Source organism: Variovorax sucrosi, assembly GCF_051216635.1.
In the GTDB taxonomy this organism is placed as follows: Bacteria; Pseudomonadota; Gammaproteobacteria; order Burkholderiales; family Burkholderiaceae_C; genus Variovorax.
Map to the genome: position 1 here is coordinate 315,150 of NZ_JBPJZU010000006.1, position 15,364 is coordinate 330,513.

At 58.8% G+C, this 15,364-nt stretch carries 16 protein-coding genes; 12 read left to right on the forward strand and 4 right to left on the reverse strand.

The window, feature by feature from the left end; translation table 11 throughout:
* The first annotated feature begins 3 nt into the window (after positions 1-3).
* From ACSFBE_RS14135 to ACSFBE_RS14145, 3 genes are all read left to right on the forward strand, one after another.
* Complete coding sequence (locus ACSFBE_RS14135; protein ID WP_435491018.1) at positions 4-768, forward strand: SDR family NAD(P)-dependent oxidoreductase; 765 nt, start codon at positions 4-6, stop codon at positions 766-768.
* 247 nt (positions 769-1,015) lie between these two features.
* The gene (locus tag ACSFBE_RS14140) at positions 1,016-1,918 is read left to right on the forward strand and encodes an alpha/beta hydrolase (RefSeq protein WP_435491019.1); all 903 of its coding nucleotides are present in this window, start codon (positions 1,016-1,018) and stop codon (positions 1,916-1,918) included.
* Positions 1,919-2,228: 310 nt separating this feature from the next.
* Entirely contained in the window at positions 2,229-2,447 is a 219-nt protein-coding gene (locus ACSFBE_RS14145) for an IS66 family transposase zinc-finger binding domain-containing protein (RefSeq protein WP_435491020.1), read from the forward strand.
* 86 nt (positions 2,448-2,533) lie between these two features.
* Here the strand turns inward: ACSFBE_RS14145 and ACSFBE_RS14150 are convergent, their stop codons facing one another.
* From ACSFBE_RS14150 to ACSFBE_RS14160, 3 genes are all read right to left on the reverse strand, one after another.
* A complete protein-coding gene (locus ACSFBE_RS14150) occupies positions 2,534-2,884 on the reverse strand; it encodes a TfoX/Sxy family protein (protein WP_435491021.1) in 351 nt (116 codons plus the stop codon).
* A 132-nt stretch (positions 2,885-3,016) separates the two neighbouring features.
* Complete coding sequence (locus ACSFBE_RS14155) at positions 3,017-3,427, reverse strand: MmcQ/YjbR family DNA-binding protein (protein WP_435491022.1); 411 nt, start codon at positions 3,425-3,427, stop codon at positions 3,017-3,019.
* Between the two features lie 124 nt (positions 3,428-3,551).
* Positions 3,552-3,983, reverse strand: coding sequence for a YybH family protein (locus tag ACSFBE_RS14160; RefSeq protein ID WP_435491023.1), 432 nt, complete (start codon positions 3,981-3,983; stop codon positions 3,552-3,554).
* Positions 3,984-4,121: 138 nt separating this feature from the next.
* Here ACSFBE_RS14160 and ACSFBE_RS14165 point away from each other — a divergent pair, with 138 nt between their 5' ends.
* Entirely contained in the window at positions 4,122-5,054 is a 933-nt protein-coding gene (locus ACSFBE_RS14165) for an AraC family transcriptional regulator (RefSeq protein ID WP_435491076.1), read from the forward strand.
* Between the two features lie 421 nt (positions 5,055-5,475).
* Here ACSFBE_RS14165 and ACSFBE_RS14170 read toward each other — a convergent pair whose 3' ends face one another.
* Positions 5,476-6,357, reverse strand: coding sequence for a LysR family transcriptional regulator (locus ACSFBE_RS14170; RefSeq protein ID WP_435491024.1), 882 nt, complete (start codon positions 6,355-6,357; stop codon positions 5,476-5,478).
* A 112-nt stretch (positions 6,358-6,469) separates the two neighbouring features.
* Between ACSFBE_RS14170 and ACSFBE_RS14175 the strand changes: the two genes are divergently transcribed.
* The 8 genes from ACSFBE_RS14175 (at position 6,470) to ACSFBE_RS14210 (ending at position 15,186) form a co-directional block, all read left to right on the forward strand.
* A complete protein-coding gene (locus tag ACSFBE_RS14175) occupies positions 6,470-7,522 on the forward strand; it encodes a threonine aldolase family protein (RefSeq protein ID WP_435491025.1) in 1,053 nt (350 codons plus the stop codon).
* 40 nt (positions 7,523-7,562) lie between these two features.
* Positions 7,563-8,744: a M24 family metallopeptidase gene (locus ACSFBE_RS14180; protein ID WP_435491026.1), complete on the forward strand. Its 1,182-nt coding sequence runs from the start codon at positions 7,563-7,565 to the stop codon at positions 8,742-8,744.
* A 27-nt stretch (positions 8,745-8,771) separates the two neighbouring features.
* Positions 8,772-9,761 carry a tripartite tricarboxylate transporter substrate-binding protein gene (locus ACSFBE_RS14185; RefSeq protein ID WP_435491027.1) on the forward strand — a complete coding sequence of 330 codons (990 nt, stop codon included), beginning with the start codon at positions 8,772-8,774 and terminating at the stop codon, positions 9,759-9,761.
* A gap of 37 nt (positions 9,762-9,798) precedes the next feature.
* Positions 9,799-10,767 (forward strand): Bug family tripartite tricarboxylate transporter substrate binding protein, encoded by a 969-nt coding sequence (locus ACSFBE_RS14190; RefSeq protein WP_435491028.1) that lies wholly within the window; start codon positions 9,799-9,801, stop codon positions 10,765-10,767.
* Positions 10,768-11,005: 238 nt separating this feature from the next.
* Positions 11,006-12,241 (forward strand): D-amino acid dehydrogenase, encoded by a 1,236-nt coding sequence (locus tag ACSFBE_RS14195; protein ID WP_435491029.1) that lies wholly within the window; start codon positions 11,006-11,008, stop codon positions 12,239-12,241.
* 131 nt (positions 12,242-12,372) lie between these two features.
* Positions 12,373-13,332: a Bug family tripartite tricarboxylate transporter substrate binding protein gene (locus ACSFBE_RS14200; protein WP_435491030.1), complete on the forward strand. Its 960-nt coding sequence runs from the start codon at positions 12,373-12,375 to the stop codon at positions 13,330-13,332.
* 66 nt (positions 13,333-13,398) lie between these two features.
* On the forward strand, positions 13,399-14,178 hold the full coding sequence (locus ACSFBE_RS14205; protein ID WP_435491031.1) for a Type 1 glutamine amidotransferase-like domain-containing protein: 780 nt from the start codon (positions 13,399-13,401) through the stop codon (positions 14,176-14,178).
* 168 nt (positions 14,179-14,346) lie between these two features.
* On the forward strand, positions 14,347-15,186 hold the full coding sequence (locus ACSFBE_RS14210) for an amidohydrolase family protein (protein WP_435491032.1): 840 nt from the start codon (positions 14,347-14,349) through the stop codon (positions 15,184-15,186).
* Positions 15,187-15,364: the final 178 nt, after the last annotated feature.

Here is a 15,364-nt window from a genome sequence, read left to right on the forward strand (position 1 = left end):
TCGATGACCCGACGTTTCGAAGGCCGCGTGGCGGCCGTAACCGGCGCCGCGAGCGGCCTCGGAAAATCCACCGCGCAGGCGCTGGCCGCGCAGGGCGCACGCGTCCTGATGTTCGACCGCGATGAAGCCGGACTACTGCTGGCGGCAGCGACCTGTCCGGGCTCGGTGGTCGTGGTGGGCGATGCCTCTTCCGCGGCCGACGTCGCGCGTGCGGCCGAGACGGCGCGCCGCGAGCTTGGCCCGGTCGAATTGCTCGCGCCGGCCGCCGGCATCCTCGGCCCGGCCAAGCCCGCCATCGAGCTGGAAGAGGCCGAGTGGGACAGCCTGTTCGCCATCAACGTGAAGGGCCCCTGGCTGGCGGTGCGCGCGTTCGTGCCGCACATGCGCGAGATCGGTCGCGGTTCGATCGTGCTGTTCTCGTCGACCGCGGGCCTGGTCGGCTCGCCCTTCCTCTCGGCGTATTCAGCGTCGAAGGGTGCGGTGACGATGCTGACCCGCAGCCTCGCGCTCAACCACGCGGCAGAGAAGATCCGCGTGAACTGCATCTGCCCCGGCACCATCAACGGGCCGATGTCGGAGAGCAGCTTCGCGCAGGCTGGCGACGACGAGGCGCGCGATGCCCGTGCCGCGCGCATGCTATCGGGCATCCCCTTGCAGCGCTTCGGCGAGCCCGACGAGATCGCGGCGGCCGTGCTCTATCTGCTCGGCGACGACGCGGCCTTCACCACCGGCGTGGCACTGCCGGTGGATGGGGGCCGCGTGGCCTGAGCGCATCGTCGCCATGACCTTGACGCCCACCGAACCGCCGTCGATCGACCTCGACCCTACTGGATGGCGTTAACTCGGAGTCCACGTAGCTCACCGTCTGCCAAAGACCACGCGCCGCCTTGCGCGAAAAGAGTCCACCTGGCCGAGGTGTCCGAACTGCGTCCGTCATTGTCCGAAGTATGCCGTTCCTTTTGAAGTGCGATCTGAGATAGTCACCATGCTCAATGTAACGTGCAAGGACCGATAGATGCCGAGTCGAGAATTTGAAGAGCTGTTGGTTCAGCTCCGCTCCAGTCCAATTGATGCTGGGAAAAGTCTAGTTGAACTGCGGCAGGGCTTCGATGCCATGGGGCTGGCCTTCACGCCACCGGAAGGTGCAACATTTGTCCAGGTAGATGCCGATGGCGTTAAGGCGGAATGGACGCGAGTTCCTGAGAGCAACGACACGATGGTTCTCTTCTACCTGCATGGCGGAGGCTACATCATGGGTTCTCCGGTGGGGTATCGAAACTTCGTGGCGCGAATCTGCCGAGCGGGAGGGGTGCGTGCACTGTCCGTTGACTATCGACTGGCGCCGGAAGCCCCATTCCCGGCAGCTTTGGAGGACGCTGTCAAGGCTTACCAGTGGCTGCTGCAGCAACAAGTTCACCCTTCGCGTATTGTCATTGCCGGAGATTCGGCTGGTGGCGGGCTGGCGCTGTCCACATTGCTCGCCCTCAAGGAGAAGGGCATCCCGCTCCCGGGTGCGGCCATCTGCCTTTCGCCTTCAACCGATCTCGCTCGGACTGGACCATCGATAGTGACGAAGGCGGCTGAGGATGTATTCCTCACACGTGAACTACTTGACGTCTGCTTCGACAGCTATCTTGGCCCCCGCGGAGACCCCCACAACCCGTTGGCGTCGCCCCTGTATTCGGATCTCACCGGATTGCCACCGTTGCTGATCATGGTGGGTACGGCTGAAGTTCTGCTCGACGATTCGACTCGACTAGCCGAGAAAGCCAAAGAAGCCGGCGTGGAGGTAGAACTGCAGGTTGCCGAGGGAATGATTCATGTGTGGTCGTTTTTTGCCAGCGTGATTCCCGAGGGGCAACAAGGGGTAGAGGCAATGGGAGCGTTTATCCGCAAGCGCCTCCAGTTCACTCTGTAGACCAGCGAGAGGCTTCTCAACTTCAACAACGACTCTGCCCGTCCGTTTACGACTGGTATTGCGTTAGACATAGTGGTTGCTCGATAGGGCCAAAAGGCGGCTCGTCTCGCTATCTGGATTACGCACTTTCGTGCGCCGATCCCTATGCGGGGGCGAAGCCAGCAGAAACCGGGGCCAATACCCACGCACTCTGGGCAGCTTCTCCGCTGCGCGCGGCTGTCAAGATGCCAGCGGGCGATACCGGGATAAGCGGCCAGGCGCGCTGCGCTACCCGAGAACCTGCCTTGAGTGCAGGTCAGCCACGAGCCCGATGGCACCACGTGCGGGCGGCTGCGCACTGCAGCGCGTGGGCGAGGACGTGACCCAGAAACTGGACTACACGCCTGGCGTGGTCATGGTGCAAAAGCACGTGCGTGGCAAGTGGGCGTGCCGCAACTGTCGCACGCTGACCCAGGCGCCTGTGCCGGCCGAGTTCGTCGACACAGACATCCCCGCGGCTGCCCTGCTGGCCTATGTACTCCTGGCCTAATGCTCCGACCACTGCCGATGTACAGGCAGGAAACCAGCCTGGTGCGATCACTATGGTGGCCGCCTCTGAAGGCACCATGCCGTCGATCAACCCTTCGCGCTCTTAACCGCCGCGCGGTAGGCCCGCTCGGCCCACTGCTGCAGTTGCTCACGATCTTCGACCACGTCGGCGGGTACTTCCCAGTAGGACTTCAGCACATGCTCCTCGCCCTCGCTTACGTAGCCCAAGGTATGGGAACCTGCGGCCTCGTAACTCTTGCGTGAGTCGTCGTCCACCTTGAAGTAGATGCCTCCGTGCCAAGCCATTGCAAAGACATGCTCTTGCCGATAGAGGGCAACGGCACCGAACAGAGGCCGTGTCGTGATCTTTGCCCAGGACGCTAGCTGATCTACGTAATGATCTGCGAGTGCTTGGGTCTTTTGAGATTGCTGGGTCATTTTTGATTCCTTTTGCTTAGGTGGTTTCCTGCGCGGTCCAAGTCGAGCTTGGGTCCGTCGCTCAACGACGCTGCGACGACGACCCTGGCTACCCAGCGCTCAAGTTGATAGCTGGGCTGTCTTGACTCTTGCTCACGCCGTATCCTTCGGCCTGTTACGCCTTGGCATCGTTTCGACGACCAACTGATAAGAGGTCTTGATCAGTTCATTGATCAACTGTGAGGTGATGCCTCGGCCCGCGCCGATGGAAATCCAGTGACCCTTGTCGAGATAGCGTCCAAAAGTCACCCCTTGAAAGTGATCGCGCAGCGCACTCGCATGGTCTGGATCGGCTTTCAACGTGATGATTCTCTCGTTGGGGTCATCAGTGACGATCATGAAAACTTTGTCCCTAACCTTATATACGTCCAGCTTTTCCACAAACGGGCGGCCGTGGCTCGCGCCTGGTAGCGCTGCCGCCACTTCTCGAGCTAGCGTCTGAAGCTGGCGCGGCGAAAGACGTCTGGTACGTGACCGCTGGTCGCCCGAATCGTGCGCGTTCATAGGAATATCCTTCTACATGAGCCCGTAGGACTCGCGCGCCCGTGGCCTGAGAGCGCCGAGGCGACCATGTATGCGGCTTTCGCAGGAAATTGCCACTAGGAATAAGCAGAACTGCACGCTGCGATCATGAGGCGATGGGCATTGACAGGGACCGCGTGATCGCCCAGTTCGAATGCACGATACGCCAGGCATCCGCGATCTTCCGGTAGACCTCCGTCGCGTTCCACGCGCGTAGCAACTGCTCTGCACCATTGGCATCCACCACATAGCTGCGCAGGTTGTAGCTGAGGACCGCCAGGTCACCTGCCTCGCTGGCTATCACGTGCGGATTCAAGTACTCACTGCGCACGCTGCGCGGGTTCTTGTACAGCTTCTGGATGTGTTCAACGACGACTTCGCGTCCGATAAGCAGGCGATCGAGAACAGGATCGAAGTAGCTGCTGTCCTCATGGTAGTTGTCGAGATAACCGCGGTTGTCTCCTGAACTCCACCGCTCATTGAGCGAACGTTCCAGTTCGAACACTTCCTGCGTGACCACTTGAAGGTCGCGATTCATGAGCCATCTCATCAGTATCAGCGAATGGCATTTTTAAGCATAATAGAAGATATATGAAGGCATAGATCTCCATTTACTGATACTTTTCGGACAAAAAATTGGTGCCGCGAGAGAGCTGTTCATGGGATCGATGAAGTGATGAAAGCGCCAAGGAACCACATCGAAGAAATCGTTTATCGGCCTAAAGGTTCGTATCCCTTTGGCCTAGAGATATTCCGCGTCTCCGACCTGCGGCGAAGGACCAGTCAAGAAGGCATGCGCCGCACGTACGGTTATACGTTCTACATGTTGATAGTCGTGACCGAAGGGCAGGGCGATCAGATGCTCGACTTCGAGCTCTGCCCAAGTGGGGTGGGCAGCATGGTCTTGGTTCGCCCAGGGCAAGCGCATAACTTTGGGCAGGACGAGGAGTGGGATGGCTGGATACTGTTGGTGCGCCCAGACTTTCTTTGGTCTACATCCACTGAGGCCGCGCGCGTTGGATTTGATATGAAACGCCTACCAAACTGTATACGCCTCGATTCCAGCGATCTAGAACGGACCGTGACCGCTATGGAATGGATGCAGCAAGACGCAAACTGCGCTGAGGTCGGCCATTCAAAACGCTTGCGGGATGAAGCGATTGCGCCCACAGAAATCTTCGAAAACCTGCAGTCTTATCTACGATACACCTTCTATGGGCTAGTTTCATGGCTTGCGATCAGCTACGGGGACAAAGGTCACGACAATCAACCGAGGCGACCATCGCTGAGACGCTTCTACGATTTCAAAGATCTGGTGGAACAGCACTTGGTTGAATGGAAGAGCATCAGCAGTTACGCCCGTGAAATGCGATGCACGGAGAGAAGCCTTACGCGTGCTGCCGTGGAGGCAGAAGGGATCAGTGCCAAGGAATACGTTTCAAGACGGCTTGGTTTGGAAGCGAAGCGCCTGCTCATACACACTGATTGGCCTGTCGGCGTTATCGCTGAGAAGCTCGGCTTCAAAGAAGCCACGCACTTCAGCAAATTTTTCCGCCGCGTCGCAGGATGCACACCACAGCAATTCCGATCCCTGAATGGGCATGGATGAGGCGCATAGACGATGAGCACCTTGGTGTTTGTGAGCTGGCAGTTACTTATGCTCCACGTATGCATCGGACATGCCTGTGCCGCAGGTTGATCAGCGTTTCCCTAGAGCACGATTGGTGCTGCTATCGAACTTCCCAAGTGCAGGCACTGCCCCATTGGCCGGTCGGACAGATACTGTGTTTCACAGTGGCCCCTGTCCAACTGTGCGGCTCGTCCCACCAGCTCGGGCGCAGGGATGCGGCGCGGTCAAACCTTGCTAGGTCATGCGCTGGATTCGTCATGCTTTGAGCAGCCACACCATAAACCGCTTTGTGCCTGTCAATGCCTACTGCTACGACAGCTCAAACTTTCGGTAGCCAAAGCTTCATACGCCTCTTGATGGTGCGGCCGCCCCATAGGAGTGATTAAAAGTGTTCAAGCCATCAAGTGGCACTACGAGCTTGACCCTCCTTAAAAGCGGCCACTACCTCAGAAACGACGCGGTTATCTTCGTCTGCACGGCGCCAGACCATGGCGATGCGACGAAAAGGCGCTTGCCGACCTAGAAGGATTACCTTCAGGCCGTAGGCATCCAGGAGCGGCTGGCGTGGCTGGGGCAACACCGTAACTCCGAGGCCCAGCGACACCATGGAAACGATGGCGTCCATGGAGCGAAATTCCCGAGTGGAATTCAGCGCTGGCATTAACGTTCTCACGTACCGCGCGGCCACCCGTCCACCAGAAAGACTGGTGTCATAGGCAATCCAGTTGTGTGCTGCCAGCAACGCGCGCGGATTCGTCTCTTGGGCCTCGGACGGCGCCAACATGACGTACGGCTGGCGCTTCAGTTCGAGCCAGGACATTCGCGACGAGCCGCCGTTTTCAGGTCGCACCAAGACCGCAGCGTCAATGCGGCCGGCCCGCAGTTCCGTCAGGAGTTCGTCCGTGTCATTCAACGGCGGGACCGTGACGTCCAAGGCCGGATGCCGCTCATGCAGCAATCGGAGCGCGGGCGGCAGCAGGTCGCTCTGCATGCTCGTAATCACCCCCAATCGGAATCGTCCTTCGATGACACGTGCCGGATTTGCGCGCAGGGTATCGATGCGATTGCTGAAGTCGGTGGCAACGCTGGCGATCTCGGCAGCGAACTCTGTGGGGCGAGGCACCCGCGTGCTGCGGTCGAAAAGCGGCCGCCCGAAGAACTCTTCGAGCTGCTTCACCTGCAGGCTGACAGCGCTCGGCGTGCAGCCCACAGCAGCGCCAGCGGCAGTGAAACTGCCGTGCACCAGGATGGCCCGCAAGGTGTTCAAAGCACTCAAGTTCATTGAGTATTTCTCACATTAAAAGTTCGAATATATCAAACTTACTCAATGAAGAAGGGTCCAGAATTTGTGACACCGAGACGCTGATCGCCCTGATCGGCATTCCAGAAACCCTATGAACGACTCTCTTTCCATCCATTCCATCGACCTCCGCAGTGACACCGTCACGCTCCCCACCGAGGCGATGTATCGCCGCATGGCGACTGCGCCTCTCGGCGACGACGGTTTGGACGGCGACCCTACAGCCAAGGAGCTCGAAGGCTTTACGGCTTCTTTGCTGGGCAAGGCGGCGGGTCTGTATGCGCCAAGCGCGACGATGGCGAACCTGCTTTCCATATTGGCTCAAGTGCCGCGTCAGGACGTTGTCCTGACGGGCTCCGGCTCGCACATCTACACGGCCGAGCGTGGGGCGGCGACCTTCACTGGCGCCTTCTACCAGCCAATCCCCGACCCGAATGGTGCATTGGACCTTGCTCTGCTCGAAACCACCCTGGCATCGACCAAGGGAAACCTCAAACCGGGACTGGTTTGCGCCGAGACCTCGCACAACAATGAAGGCGGGTCGGTGGCCTCACTCGCCCACATGCAGCAGGTCCATCAGATCTCCCAACGTGCCGGCGTCCGCGTGCATCTGGACGGCGCGCGCCTGTTCAACGCAGCAGTGACCCTCGGAGTGGAGGCCGCGGTGCTGTGCCAGTACGCCGACACCGCTTCTGTCTGTTTGTCCAAGGGACTGAGCGCCCCCATGGGCGCCGTCCTGGTCGGACCGAAAGAAACCATCCAGCGTGCCCGTCTGTTGAGAAAGCTCATCGGTGGGGCGCAACGTCAGGTCGGCATTGCTGCGGCCTGCGGACTCGAAGGCCTGCAGTCGATGGTAGGCCGGCTGGCAGACGACCACGCAAATGCCAGAGCGCTGGGCGCGGGCTTGTCTGAAGTCGCAGGCCTACGCATTCGACAACCTCAAACCAACATTGTGCAGGTCGATGTCTCAGGCACTGGCATGAACGCCAAGCAATGGGAAGCCGCTCTGCGGACGCGTGAGGTGCTGGTACGCCCTTGGGGACCGGCACTGCTGCGTTGCGTGACCCATCGCCACATTTCTGACGATTCCATCGGGACGGCCATCAAAGCATTCACCGCCGTCGCTCGCAACCCCGTTCCGATCTGAGCACCGGACTTTTCTCAACCCAATCCACAGAGAAGGCATCATGGATAAAAAAATCAGTTTTGAAAAGCAGTCCCCCAGTTTCTACTGCGGTGACGAACTGCATGCCATCAAGCGGGCCAAGCTGCAGAAGGCTCTGGAGACCTCCGGCTTCGACGCCTTCTTGTTTTTCAAGGCTGAAGCCGTGCGTTATGTGACCGACTTCTATGTGAAAGGTTTCCGTCCTTTCCTGGAGCCAGAATACGTTGCCCTGGTGGTCAAGGGCAAACCTCCCGTGGTGGGCTACATCTCCGGCAGCGATGACCTTCGCATTCGCTTCAAGTCGGACATCGAGGATGCCCGTCGACTGCCGCATGTCTCGAAGTGGCACGAGACCATCGAGAAGATGCTTTCGGACTACGGCGTGGCCGGTGGCCGCGTGGCGACCGACGTCATGCCGCACATGGTGTTCCGGGGGCTGAGCCAAGCGTTGCCCGCGTTGGAAATCGGTGACGTGACGCCCATGTGGCTGCAGCTGACCGCTGTGAAGCATCCGATCGAGATCGAGCTGATCCGCAACGCCGTTCGAGTGGCCGACCTGGGCGCATTGGCGGCCATCCAAGCCGTCCGGCCGGGTGTGACCGAGCATTCAGTCTCCGCCGCGGCCGTCACCGCCATGCGCAAGGCTGGATCCGAGTTCGAGCCCTTCATCCCTCTGGTGGCCTCGGGTCCCAACGCATCCATGTTCGAGCGCATCGCGACCGAGAAGGTCATCGGCGAGAACGAGACAGTGATTCTGGACATCGGCGCGGTCGTCAAGGGCTACACCGGTGACCTCGGTCGCACCGTGCTGAGCAGCGGTACGGCCACCGAGACCCAGCGTGCCATCTACCGTGCCACCTACGAGGCCCTGCAGGAGGCCAAGAAGATGATTCGCCCCGGCGTCACTGGCAAAGCAGTGGATGCTCGCGCCCGCGAGGTCATCGCCGATCACGGCTGGGGTGACTACGTTTACACCGGCAACACCGGACACCAACTTGGCTACGGCCTGCATGGCGAGCCTCTAGTGGACCGCCGGGTCGACTTCGTGATTGAGGAAAACATGGTCATGTGCCTCGAGCCGCGCGTAGTGCTGCCGGACCAACCTCACGTTGGCGGCGCGCACCTTGAAGACGTGGTGGTGGTCACCGCCAATGGCTTCGAGCAGATCAACACCACCCCCCACGATCAACGTCTGCTGGGTTAGGTCATCCAGCCAATCAAGAGAAATAGCATGAACAATTTTTCGGCTGGTCGTCGCGGCTTTGTCACGGCCCTTGGCGCATCTTCCTTGGCGGCGGCCCTGCCAAGATTTGCGATGGCGCAAGGTGATAAGCCCTTGCAGATGATGGTTGGCTATCCGCCGGGCGGTAGCACCGATGCGTTCGCGCGTCTCTTCTCCATTCCGCTCCAGAGCGCGTTGAATGGCCGGAGCGTGGTGGTGCGCAACGTGCCCGGCGCGGGTGGGCAGATCGCCGCTACCACCCTACTTCGGGAAGGGGCCGACGGCTCAGCCGTCCTTGCCATCAACCAGCCAGACCTGAGCTTAGCGGTTGCACGCGGCAATGCGGGTTTCAAGCTCAGCGACTTCCGCACGATCATGGCAGACCTCCATGAACCGCGCGTCTTCCTTGTGAAGAACGATGGCGGCATTGATTCCTTCGCCAAGTTCGTCAGTCAGGCCAAGGCAAATCCCGGCAAACTGGCAATTTCCGTTACTGGCGGGTCGGCGCAGGAGACCATGGCGCAGTGGCTGGTGGAGCAGTTGAAGATCGATGTTGTGGTTGTCCCCTACAAGGGTGGCGCTGAATCCATCAATGCACTGCTGTCCGGGGATGTCACCGCCAACCTTGGTGACGACTTCGTGCGTTCGAACATGCGGTCTAAGACCACCGCACTGTTCATTGGGTCAGATAAGAAAAGCCCACGCTGGCCCGAGGCGCCCACCCTGCAGAGCCTGCTGACGACCTATGGCGTGACGATGTCCTCGCCGCATTTTCTCGCGCGCTACGGCGTCTATGTCGTGTCGGCGGCGTTCGCGCAGAAGAATCCCACGGCCTACCAAGACCTCCAGAAGGCCATGCTGGCCGCCCGCAGCGGGACTGTATTCACCGACTACATCCAGAAGAACAATCTTGCCGACCTCTCGCTGGGCGCTGCAGGCGAGGCCTATGAGCCAGCCTTTGCTGCAGAGATGAAGGAAATCGAGAAGCTCAAACGCTGAGGCGCGTTCAGCACCTGGATAACAACTGATACGAATCATGAAATCACAGATACGACGCGTCACGACAGTCTTTGCTCTCGCCGTGACGGTGATCCTGACGGCGCAGGCGCAGGCCTTTCCCGACAAGCCCATCCGGATCATTTCACCCAGCCCGCCAGGCGGCGGCACCGACACCACAACGCGTCTTGTCACAGCCAAGGTCACCGAACTGAGCCAGTGGGGATTTGTCGTCGATACACGCCCCGGTGCGGGAGGGAACATCGGGTTGGCAGCGGGGGCAGCAGCCCAGGCCGACGGCCACACGTTGGTGATGGGCGAGACGAGCAACCTGACCGTTAACCAGTACTTGTACAAGTCGATGCCGGTGGACGCAGAGAAACAATTGACACCGGTTGCCCTCATCGGGACCGGTCCGCTTGTGCTGGTGGTTGAGGCGAGCAAGCCGTACCGAAATCTGGATGACGTCATTGCAGCTGCCAAAAAGCATCCACTGACCTATGCCTCATCTGGCAGCGGTACCGTTGGCCATCTCGTCAGCGAAAGCTTTCAGAAGCAAAGTGGCGTTCAGTTTATTCACGTCCCTTACAAGGGCGCTGGTCCGGCCATGACAGACCTGCTGGGCAATCAGGTCGACATCTATTTTTCGTCGCTGACTGCCGCACTGCCACTGGTTCAGGCGGGAAAACTGAAAGCTCTGGCGGTGACCTCGGCCGCACGGGTGGCTGCCCTGCCGAATGTGCCAACGCTGGTCGAATCAGGTTATCCCAAGTTCGATTACTACGTCTTCTACGGTGTCGTCGCACCTGCCCGCACGCCAGCGACCGTGGTGCAGACGCTCAACCGCGAGTTCGGGCGCGCACTGCAGACCGCCGCGTTGCAAAAAGCGCTGGCGGAGCGAGGGATCTTCGCGCAACCCGGATCTTCGGAAGAGTTCGGAAAGTTCCTGAGCAAGGAGCGCGTCAAGTGGCAGCGAATCGTGCGCGAGTCGGGCGCCACGGTCGATTGAAAAGCGAACTTGATGCACAAGCCTACCTGTCTTCTCGAGCAGGAAACTCTGCAAAAGATCTCAGGGTCAACGACTGCTTACCCAAAAGAAATTCAAAGAGACCTTGATCTTCTTGCAATCAGGCCATTGAAGAAGCGAACAGGTCCAGACTGCTTGAAGATCTCGGGATCTTATGAAGAAGGGGGTCGCGGCAGATGCCGTGTTCGGTCAACTCAAACGTGATGCAATGGAATCCTCAATGAAACGACTCGCAGTTCTTGGTGCCGGAATTACCGGCGTCACGACCGCCTATGCCTTGGCCTTGCGCGGCTTTGATGTGACAGTGTTGGAACGTCATCGCTATGTGGCAATGGACACGTCGTTTGCCAATGGTGGCCAGCTCTCAGCCTCTAATGCCGAAGTCTGGAACCATGGCTCGACAATTCTCAAGGGCATCAAGTGGATGTTCACTGCGAATGCGCCGCTGTTGGTGAATCCCATGCCGAGCTGGCACAAGCTCTCGTGGTTCATGGAATTCATGGCAAATATTCCCCATTACGAGAAAAACACCGTCGCCACGACAAAGCTGGCCATCGACGCCCGCGATCATCTTCTGTCCTGGGCAGAAGCCGAACAGATCGACTTCGACCACAAGAAAGAGGGCATCTTGCATATCTATCGAAAAAGAGAGAGCTTCGATCATGCCGTGCGTGTTTCCCAGTTGCTGGCCAAAGGGGGATTGCCACGCCGACAGTTGAGCCCTTCCGAGATACGGGAGATCGAGCCGACGCTGGCAGGTGAATATCACGGAGGGTTCTTTACCGAGAGCGATTCCACGGGCGACATCCACAAGTTCACTCACGGTCTGGCCGCCGCAGCTGAAAAACGTGGCGTGAAATTCATCTTTGGCGCAGAAGTCAAACGGGTGGATGCTTCCGACCATACCGTACAAATAGCTTTTTCCTGCGACGGCAAGGAAGAACAGCTGCAGGCCGATGCCGTTGTGGTATGCGCAGGTGTCGGCAGCCGAAACATTGCCACCATGCTGGGCGACCGCATTAATGTCTATCCGGTGAAAGGCTATTCCATCACCGTGAACTTGACCGACGAATTGAGCCAGAAGTCGGCTCCCCACGTAAGTCTGCTCGATGACGAAACCAAATTGGTGACCAGCAGATTGGGGTTAGACAGGTTTCGGGTTGCTGGGACTGCAGAGTTCAATGGCGCAAACCGCAACATTCGGATGGACCGAATCCAGCCATTGGTGAATTGGGTCAATCAATGCTTTCCCGGTGTCAGCACGCGCAGTGTCATTCCCTGGGCCGGCCTGCGCCCCATGCTTCCAAGCATGCTGCCGAAAGTTGGAAAGGGCGCTCGACAACGCGTGTTTTACAACACTGGTCACGGGCACTTGGGCTGGACGCTTTCAGCTGCTACGGCAGAGCTGATTGCTGAGGCAATCGACTCTACCTGGACCTCGAAAAAAAGTTTCTGATGATTGATCGAACCCGTAATGAGCGGGATAGAACGCACCAGCCTTCCACTCAACGCACTCAGCGTCTTTGATCAGCCAAATCCCTGCACGAAAAGATCAACATTGCTCAACCCGTCCATCGAGAAAAACCCATGAAAAAACAAATTCATAGAATCATTGCAGTGCTGGCAGTCAGCTTTCCTCTTTGTGGCTGGGCGGCTTGGCCAGAAAAGCCAATACGCATGGTAATACCTTACGCTGCCGGTGGCGGTGCCGACATCACCGCGCGCATCGTGACGCAGGAGATGAGCGCATTGCTCGGCCAACCTATCGTGCTTGATTACAAGCCGGGCGCCGGGGGAGTCATCGGCGCCGACGCCGTTGCCAAGTCGGCAGCCGACGGCTACACCGTGCTGTACGACGCATCAGCCTTTTCTGTAAACCCGTCGCTATATAAAATGCCGTTTGACTCCCTCAGGGATTTCATTCCGGTGTCACTGGTTGCCATCGCGCCGCAAGTCCTGTTGGTGCCCGCCGCTGCCCCCTATAAGACGGTGGCTGAAATGCTTGCCATCGCACGCGATAAGCCTGACGCGATCAATTTTGCATCCGCCGGAAATGGTAGCGGTTCGCACTTGGCCGCAGAAGCGTTCAACCAACAAAGCAAGCTCAACCTGATGCACGTGCCATACAAAGGGGGTGCGCCTGCGATCACCGACCTGATGGGCGAACGGGTCTCGATGTACTTCAGCAATGTGGCCTTTAGCCTGAGCTACATCAAGGGCGGCAAGGTGAGGGCCATTGGCGTCACTTCTCCCAAGCGTCTGGCGTTGCTACCCGAGGTTCCGACTTTGGCTGAACAGGGTCTGCCGGGCTTCAACACGTCGGAGTGGAACGGCGTGTTCTTGCCCAAGGGAACGCCGCCTGACGTCGTGGAGCGCTTGGCCAAGGCTCTTCAATCGGCGTTGACGGACCCGAAGGTCAAGGAAAAGCTGTTGCAGCTTGGCCTGCAGCCAGGCAGCACTACGCCCGAAGAGTTCTCCAAATTCGTGCAGGACGAAACAAGTCGGGCCAATGCTCTGGTGAAGGCGCGGAACATCAAAGTAGATTGAGTGCGTCGCAACGGACTCGTAAGGAAAGCACCCGATGCAACAACACAACTTACTTGAGGTGAAGATATGAACCGACGTGGACTCATCCGTTCAGTAGCACTCGCAGCGGTAGCACCGTCCATCGCACGGGTTGGCTATGCGGCCCAGCCGTCGGCAGCCAAAAGACGATTGATCGCATTTGGTAGCGGCAACTTCTCTGTATTCCTGAAGCACATTGTCCCTCTCATAGGCAAATCCAATCCAAAGGTCTGCCTCATACCAACAGCTGCGGGTGACAGCTTGGTCAACATCACAAGCTGGTACGCTGCCTGTGAGGAACTTCCAATGCGGGCGTATGTGATGAAGTCGTTCATCAGCTCGTACACCAGCAAGCAACGATTTGAAGACTACTTGCTGGGAATGGATGCTGTCTTCGTAGGCGGTGGCAACACGCTCAACATGCTCGCCGTTTGGAAGGCGCAGGGCATTGATCTCGCGCTCCGCAAAGCCTACGAAAGCGGCGTGCTGATGACGGGAGGCAGTGCAGGCTCGCTGTGCTGGTTCGAAAGTGGAACGAGCGACTCACGACCAATCGCTCTGTCGCCCATCGACGGCATGGCGTGGCTCAAAGGATCGCACTGCCCACACTTCAACGCGGAGGCATCTCGCAGACCGCTGTATCACAAGCTCATTAAAGAGCGCGTGATGCCTGCTGGATATGCGTGCGACAACTTGGCCGGCGTTTACTTCGAGGACGAGGCATTTATCCGGTCCGTGGCCGCCGACAACAACAGCTTCTCCTATCACGTAGGGCTTGTCGATGGTGAGGTCGTGGAGCGGCGACTCGATACGGTCATCTTATCGTGAACTTCCACGCGAAACTTACAGCCGGGGCTCACGGCGAGCACCGTTAGCCCAGCCTTGGCAGTAGGCTGCCTGAGGCTTCGCACTACCCACTAATGCGCAAATAAAACGTAAATCTTGCCGCGAGCGCGAGCTCTTTCCAGACGCGCTGCGTTCGACATCAACTCAATCATGCCTACCCCGCTCTTAGTTCCGCTCAACGCCTGCGATTCGCACTTGCACGTCTTCGACCCTCGGTTCCGGGAAATTCTTCCTGCAGACGACATGAGCGCAATTTCTTGCACTGCGTCTGCCTATGCGACGGTACAACAGGCGCTGCAGCTGCAACGCGCCGTCGTGGTCACGCCCAGAAATTACGACACGGACAACGATGTCACGCTGGACGCCCTCGCTCAGCTAGGAGTCGACCGCGCAAGAGGTGTCGCGGTGCTGCGCCCCGACGTAACCGATTCCACGCTTTCCCGACTCAACGCGCAAGGCATTCGTGGCGTTCGCTTCACCCTCTACACGCCGGAGCACGCGCCGACCTCATTCGACATGATCGAGCCCATTGCGGCACGGATCAAAGATCTTGGCTGGCACGTGCAGCTCCATTGGACCGCTGATCAGGTCGTTGCGCATGAGGAACTGCTTGACCGGCTGCCAGTGGACATCGTGTTTGATCATCTGGGCAGGCTGCCTGTTGCGTGTGGGCTTGATCACCCTGCCGCGGCGATCATCGAAAGGTTGTTGCGCGACGGCCGCGCATGGATGAAACTTTCGGCCCCATACTTGGATTCGCTTGTCGGCAGCGACGGGGCTTATGCAGATGTGGATCGCACAGCCAGGCATTGGATCAAGGTAGCGCCCGAGCGGGTGGTCTGGGGAAGCGACTGGCCCCATACCTCGTTGAAACAACCGCCAGACACAGCTCTCTTGATGGAGAAGCTCTTTTCGTGGGTCGACAATCAGGCCTCGCTAGACTTGATCCTTGTATCAAATCCCGCTCGTCTCTACTGGGCTACGGCTTGAAGACTTTAAATTTCGAGAGAGCATCTTAGGCTGGAGCCGGAGCTGGCGCTGGCGCCGACGGAACTGGCGCAGTGAGGTGGCCACGTCCCACGCCTCCTGGCACGACGCAGCGCAACAGGTAAAACGATGGCGTCTGCATCGGCTTTAGGCACCCCTGACGCGGCGGCCGCACCGTAAT

Excerpts from the sequence above, each read along its gene's own strand:
- ACSFBE_RS14170 (WP_435491024.1), bottom strand. The coding sequence starts at position 6,357 with ATGAACTTGAGTGCTTTGAACACCTTGCGGGCCATCCTGGTGCACGGC.
- ACSFBE_RS14205 (WP_435491031.1), top strand. The coding sequence starts at position 13,399 with ATGAACCGACGTGGACTCATCCGTTCAGTAGCACTCGCAGCGGTAGCA.
- ACSFBE_RS14185 (WP_435491027.1), top strand. The coding sequence starts at position 8,772 with ATGAACAATTTTTCGGCTGGTCGTCGCGGCTTTGTCACGGCCCTTGGC.
- ACSFBE_RS14210 (WP_435491032.1), top strand. The coding sequence starts at position 14,347 with ATGCCTACCCCGCTCTTAGTTCCGCTCAACGCCTGCGATTCGCACTTG.
- ACSFBE_RS14200 (WP_435491030.1), top strand. The coding sequence starts at position 12,373 with ATGAAAAAACAAATTCATAGAATCATTGCAGTGCTGGCAGTCAGCTTT.
- ACSFBE_RS14135 (WP_435491018.1), top strand. The coding sequence starts at position 4 with ATGACCCGACGTTTCGAAGGCCGCGTGGCGGCCGTAACCGGCGCCGCG.
- ACSFBE_RS14145 (WP_435491020.1), top strand. The coding sequence starts at position 2,229 with ATGGCACCACGTGCGGGCGGCTGCGCACTGCAGCGCGTGGGCGAGGAC.
- ACSFBE_RS14165 (WP_435491076.1), top strand. The coding sequence starts at position 4,122 with ATGAAAGCGCCAAGGAACCACATCGAAGAAATCGTTTATCGGCCTAAA.
- ACSFBE_RS14180 (WP_435491026.1), top strand. The coding sequence starts at position 7,563 with ATGGATAAAAAAATCAGTTTTGAAAAGCAGTCCCCCAGTTTCTACTGC.
- ACSFBE_RS14155 (WP_435491022.1), bottom strand. The coding sequence starts at position 3,427 with ATGAACGCGCACGATTCGGGCGACCAGCGGTCACGTACCAGACGTCTT.
- ACSFBE_RS14195 (WP_435491029.1), top strand. The coding sequence starts at position 11,006 with ATGAAACGACTCGCAGTTCTTGGTGCCGGAATTACCGGCGTCACGACC.
- ACSFBE_RS14175 (WP_435491025.1), top strand. The coding sequence starts at position 6,470 with ATGAACGACTCTCTTTCCATCCATTCCATCGACCTCCGCAGTGACACC.
- ACSFBE_RS14150 (WP_435491021.1), bottom strand. The coding sequence starts at position 2,884 with ATGACCCAGCAATCTCAAAAGACCCAAGCACTCGCAGATCATTACGTA.
- ACSFBE_RS14190 (WP_435491028.1), top strand. The coding sequence starts at position 9,799 with ATGAAATCACAGATACGACGCGTCACGACAGTCTTTGCTCTCGCCGTG.
- ACSFBE_RS14140 (WP_435491019.1), top strand. The coding sequence starts at position 1,016 with ATGCCGAGTCGAGAATTTGAAGAGCTGTTGGTTCAGCTCCGCTCCAGT.
- ACSFBE_RS14160 (WP_435491023.1), bottom strand. The coding sequence starts at position 3,983 with ATGAATCGCGACCTTCAAGTGGTCACGCAGGAAGTGTTCGAACTGGAA.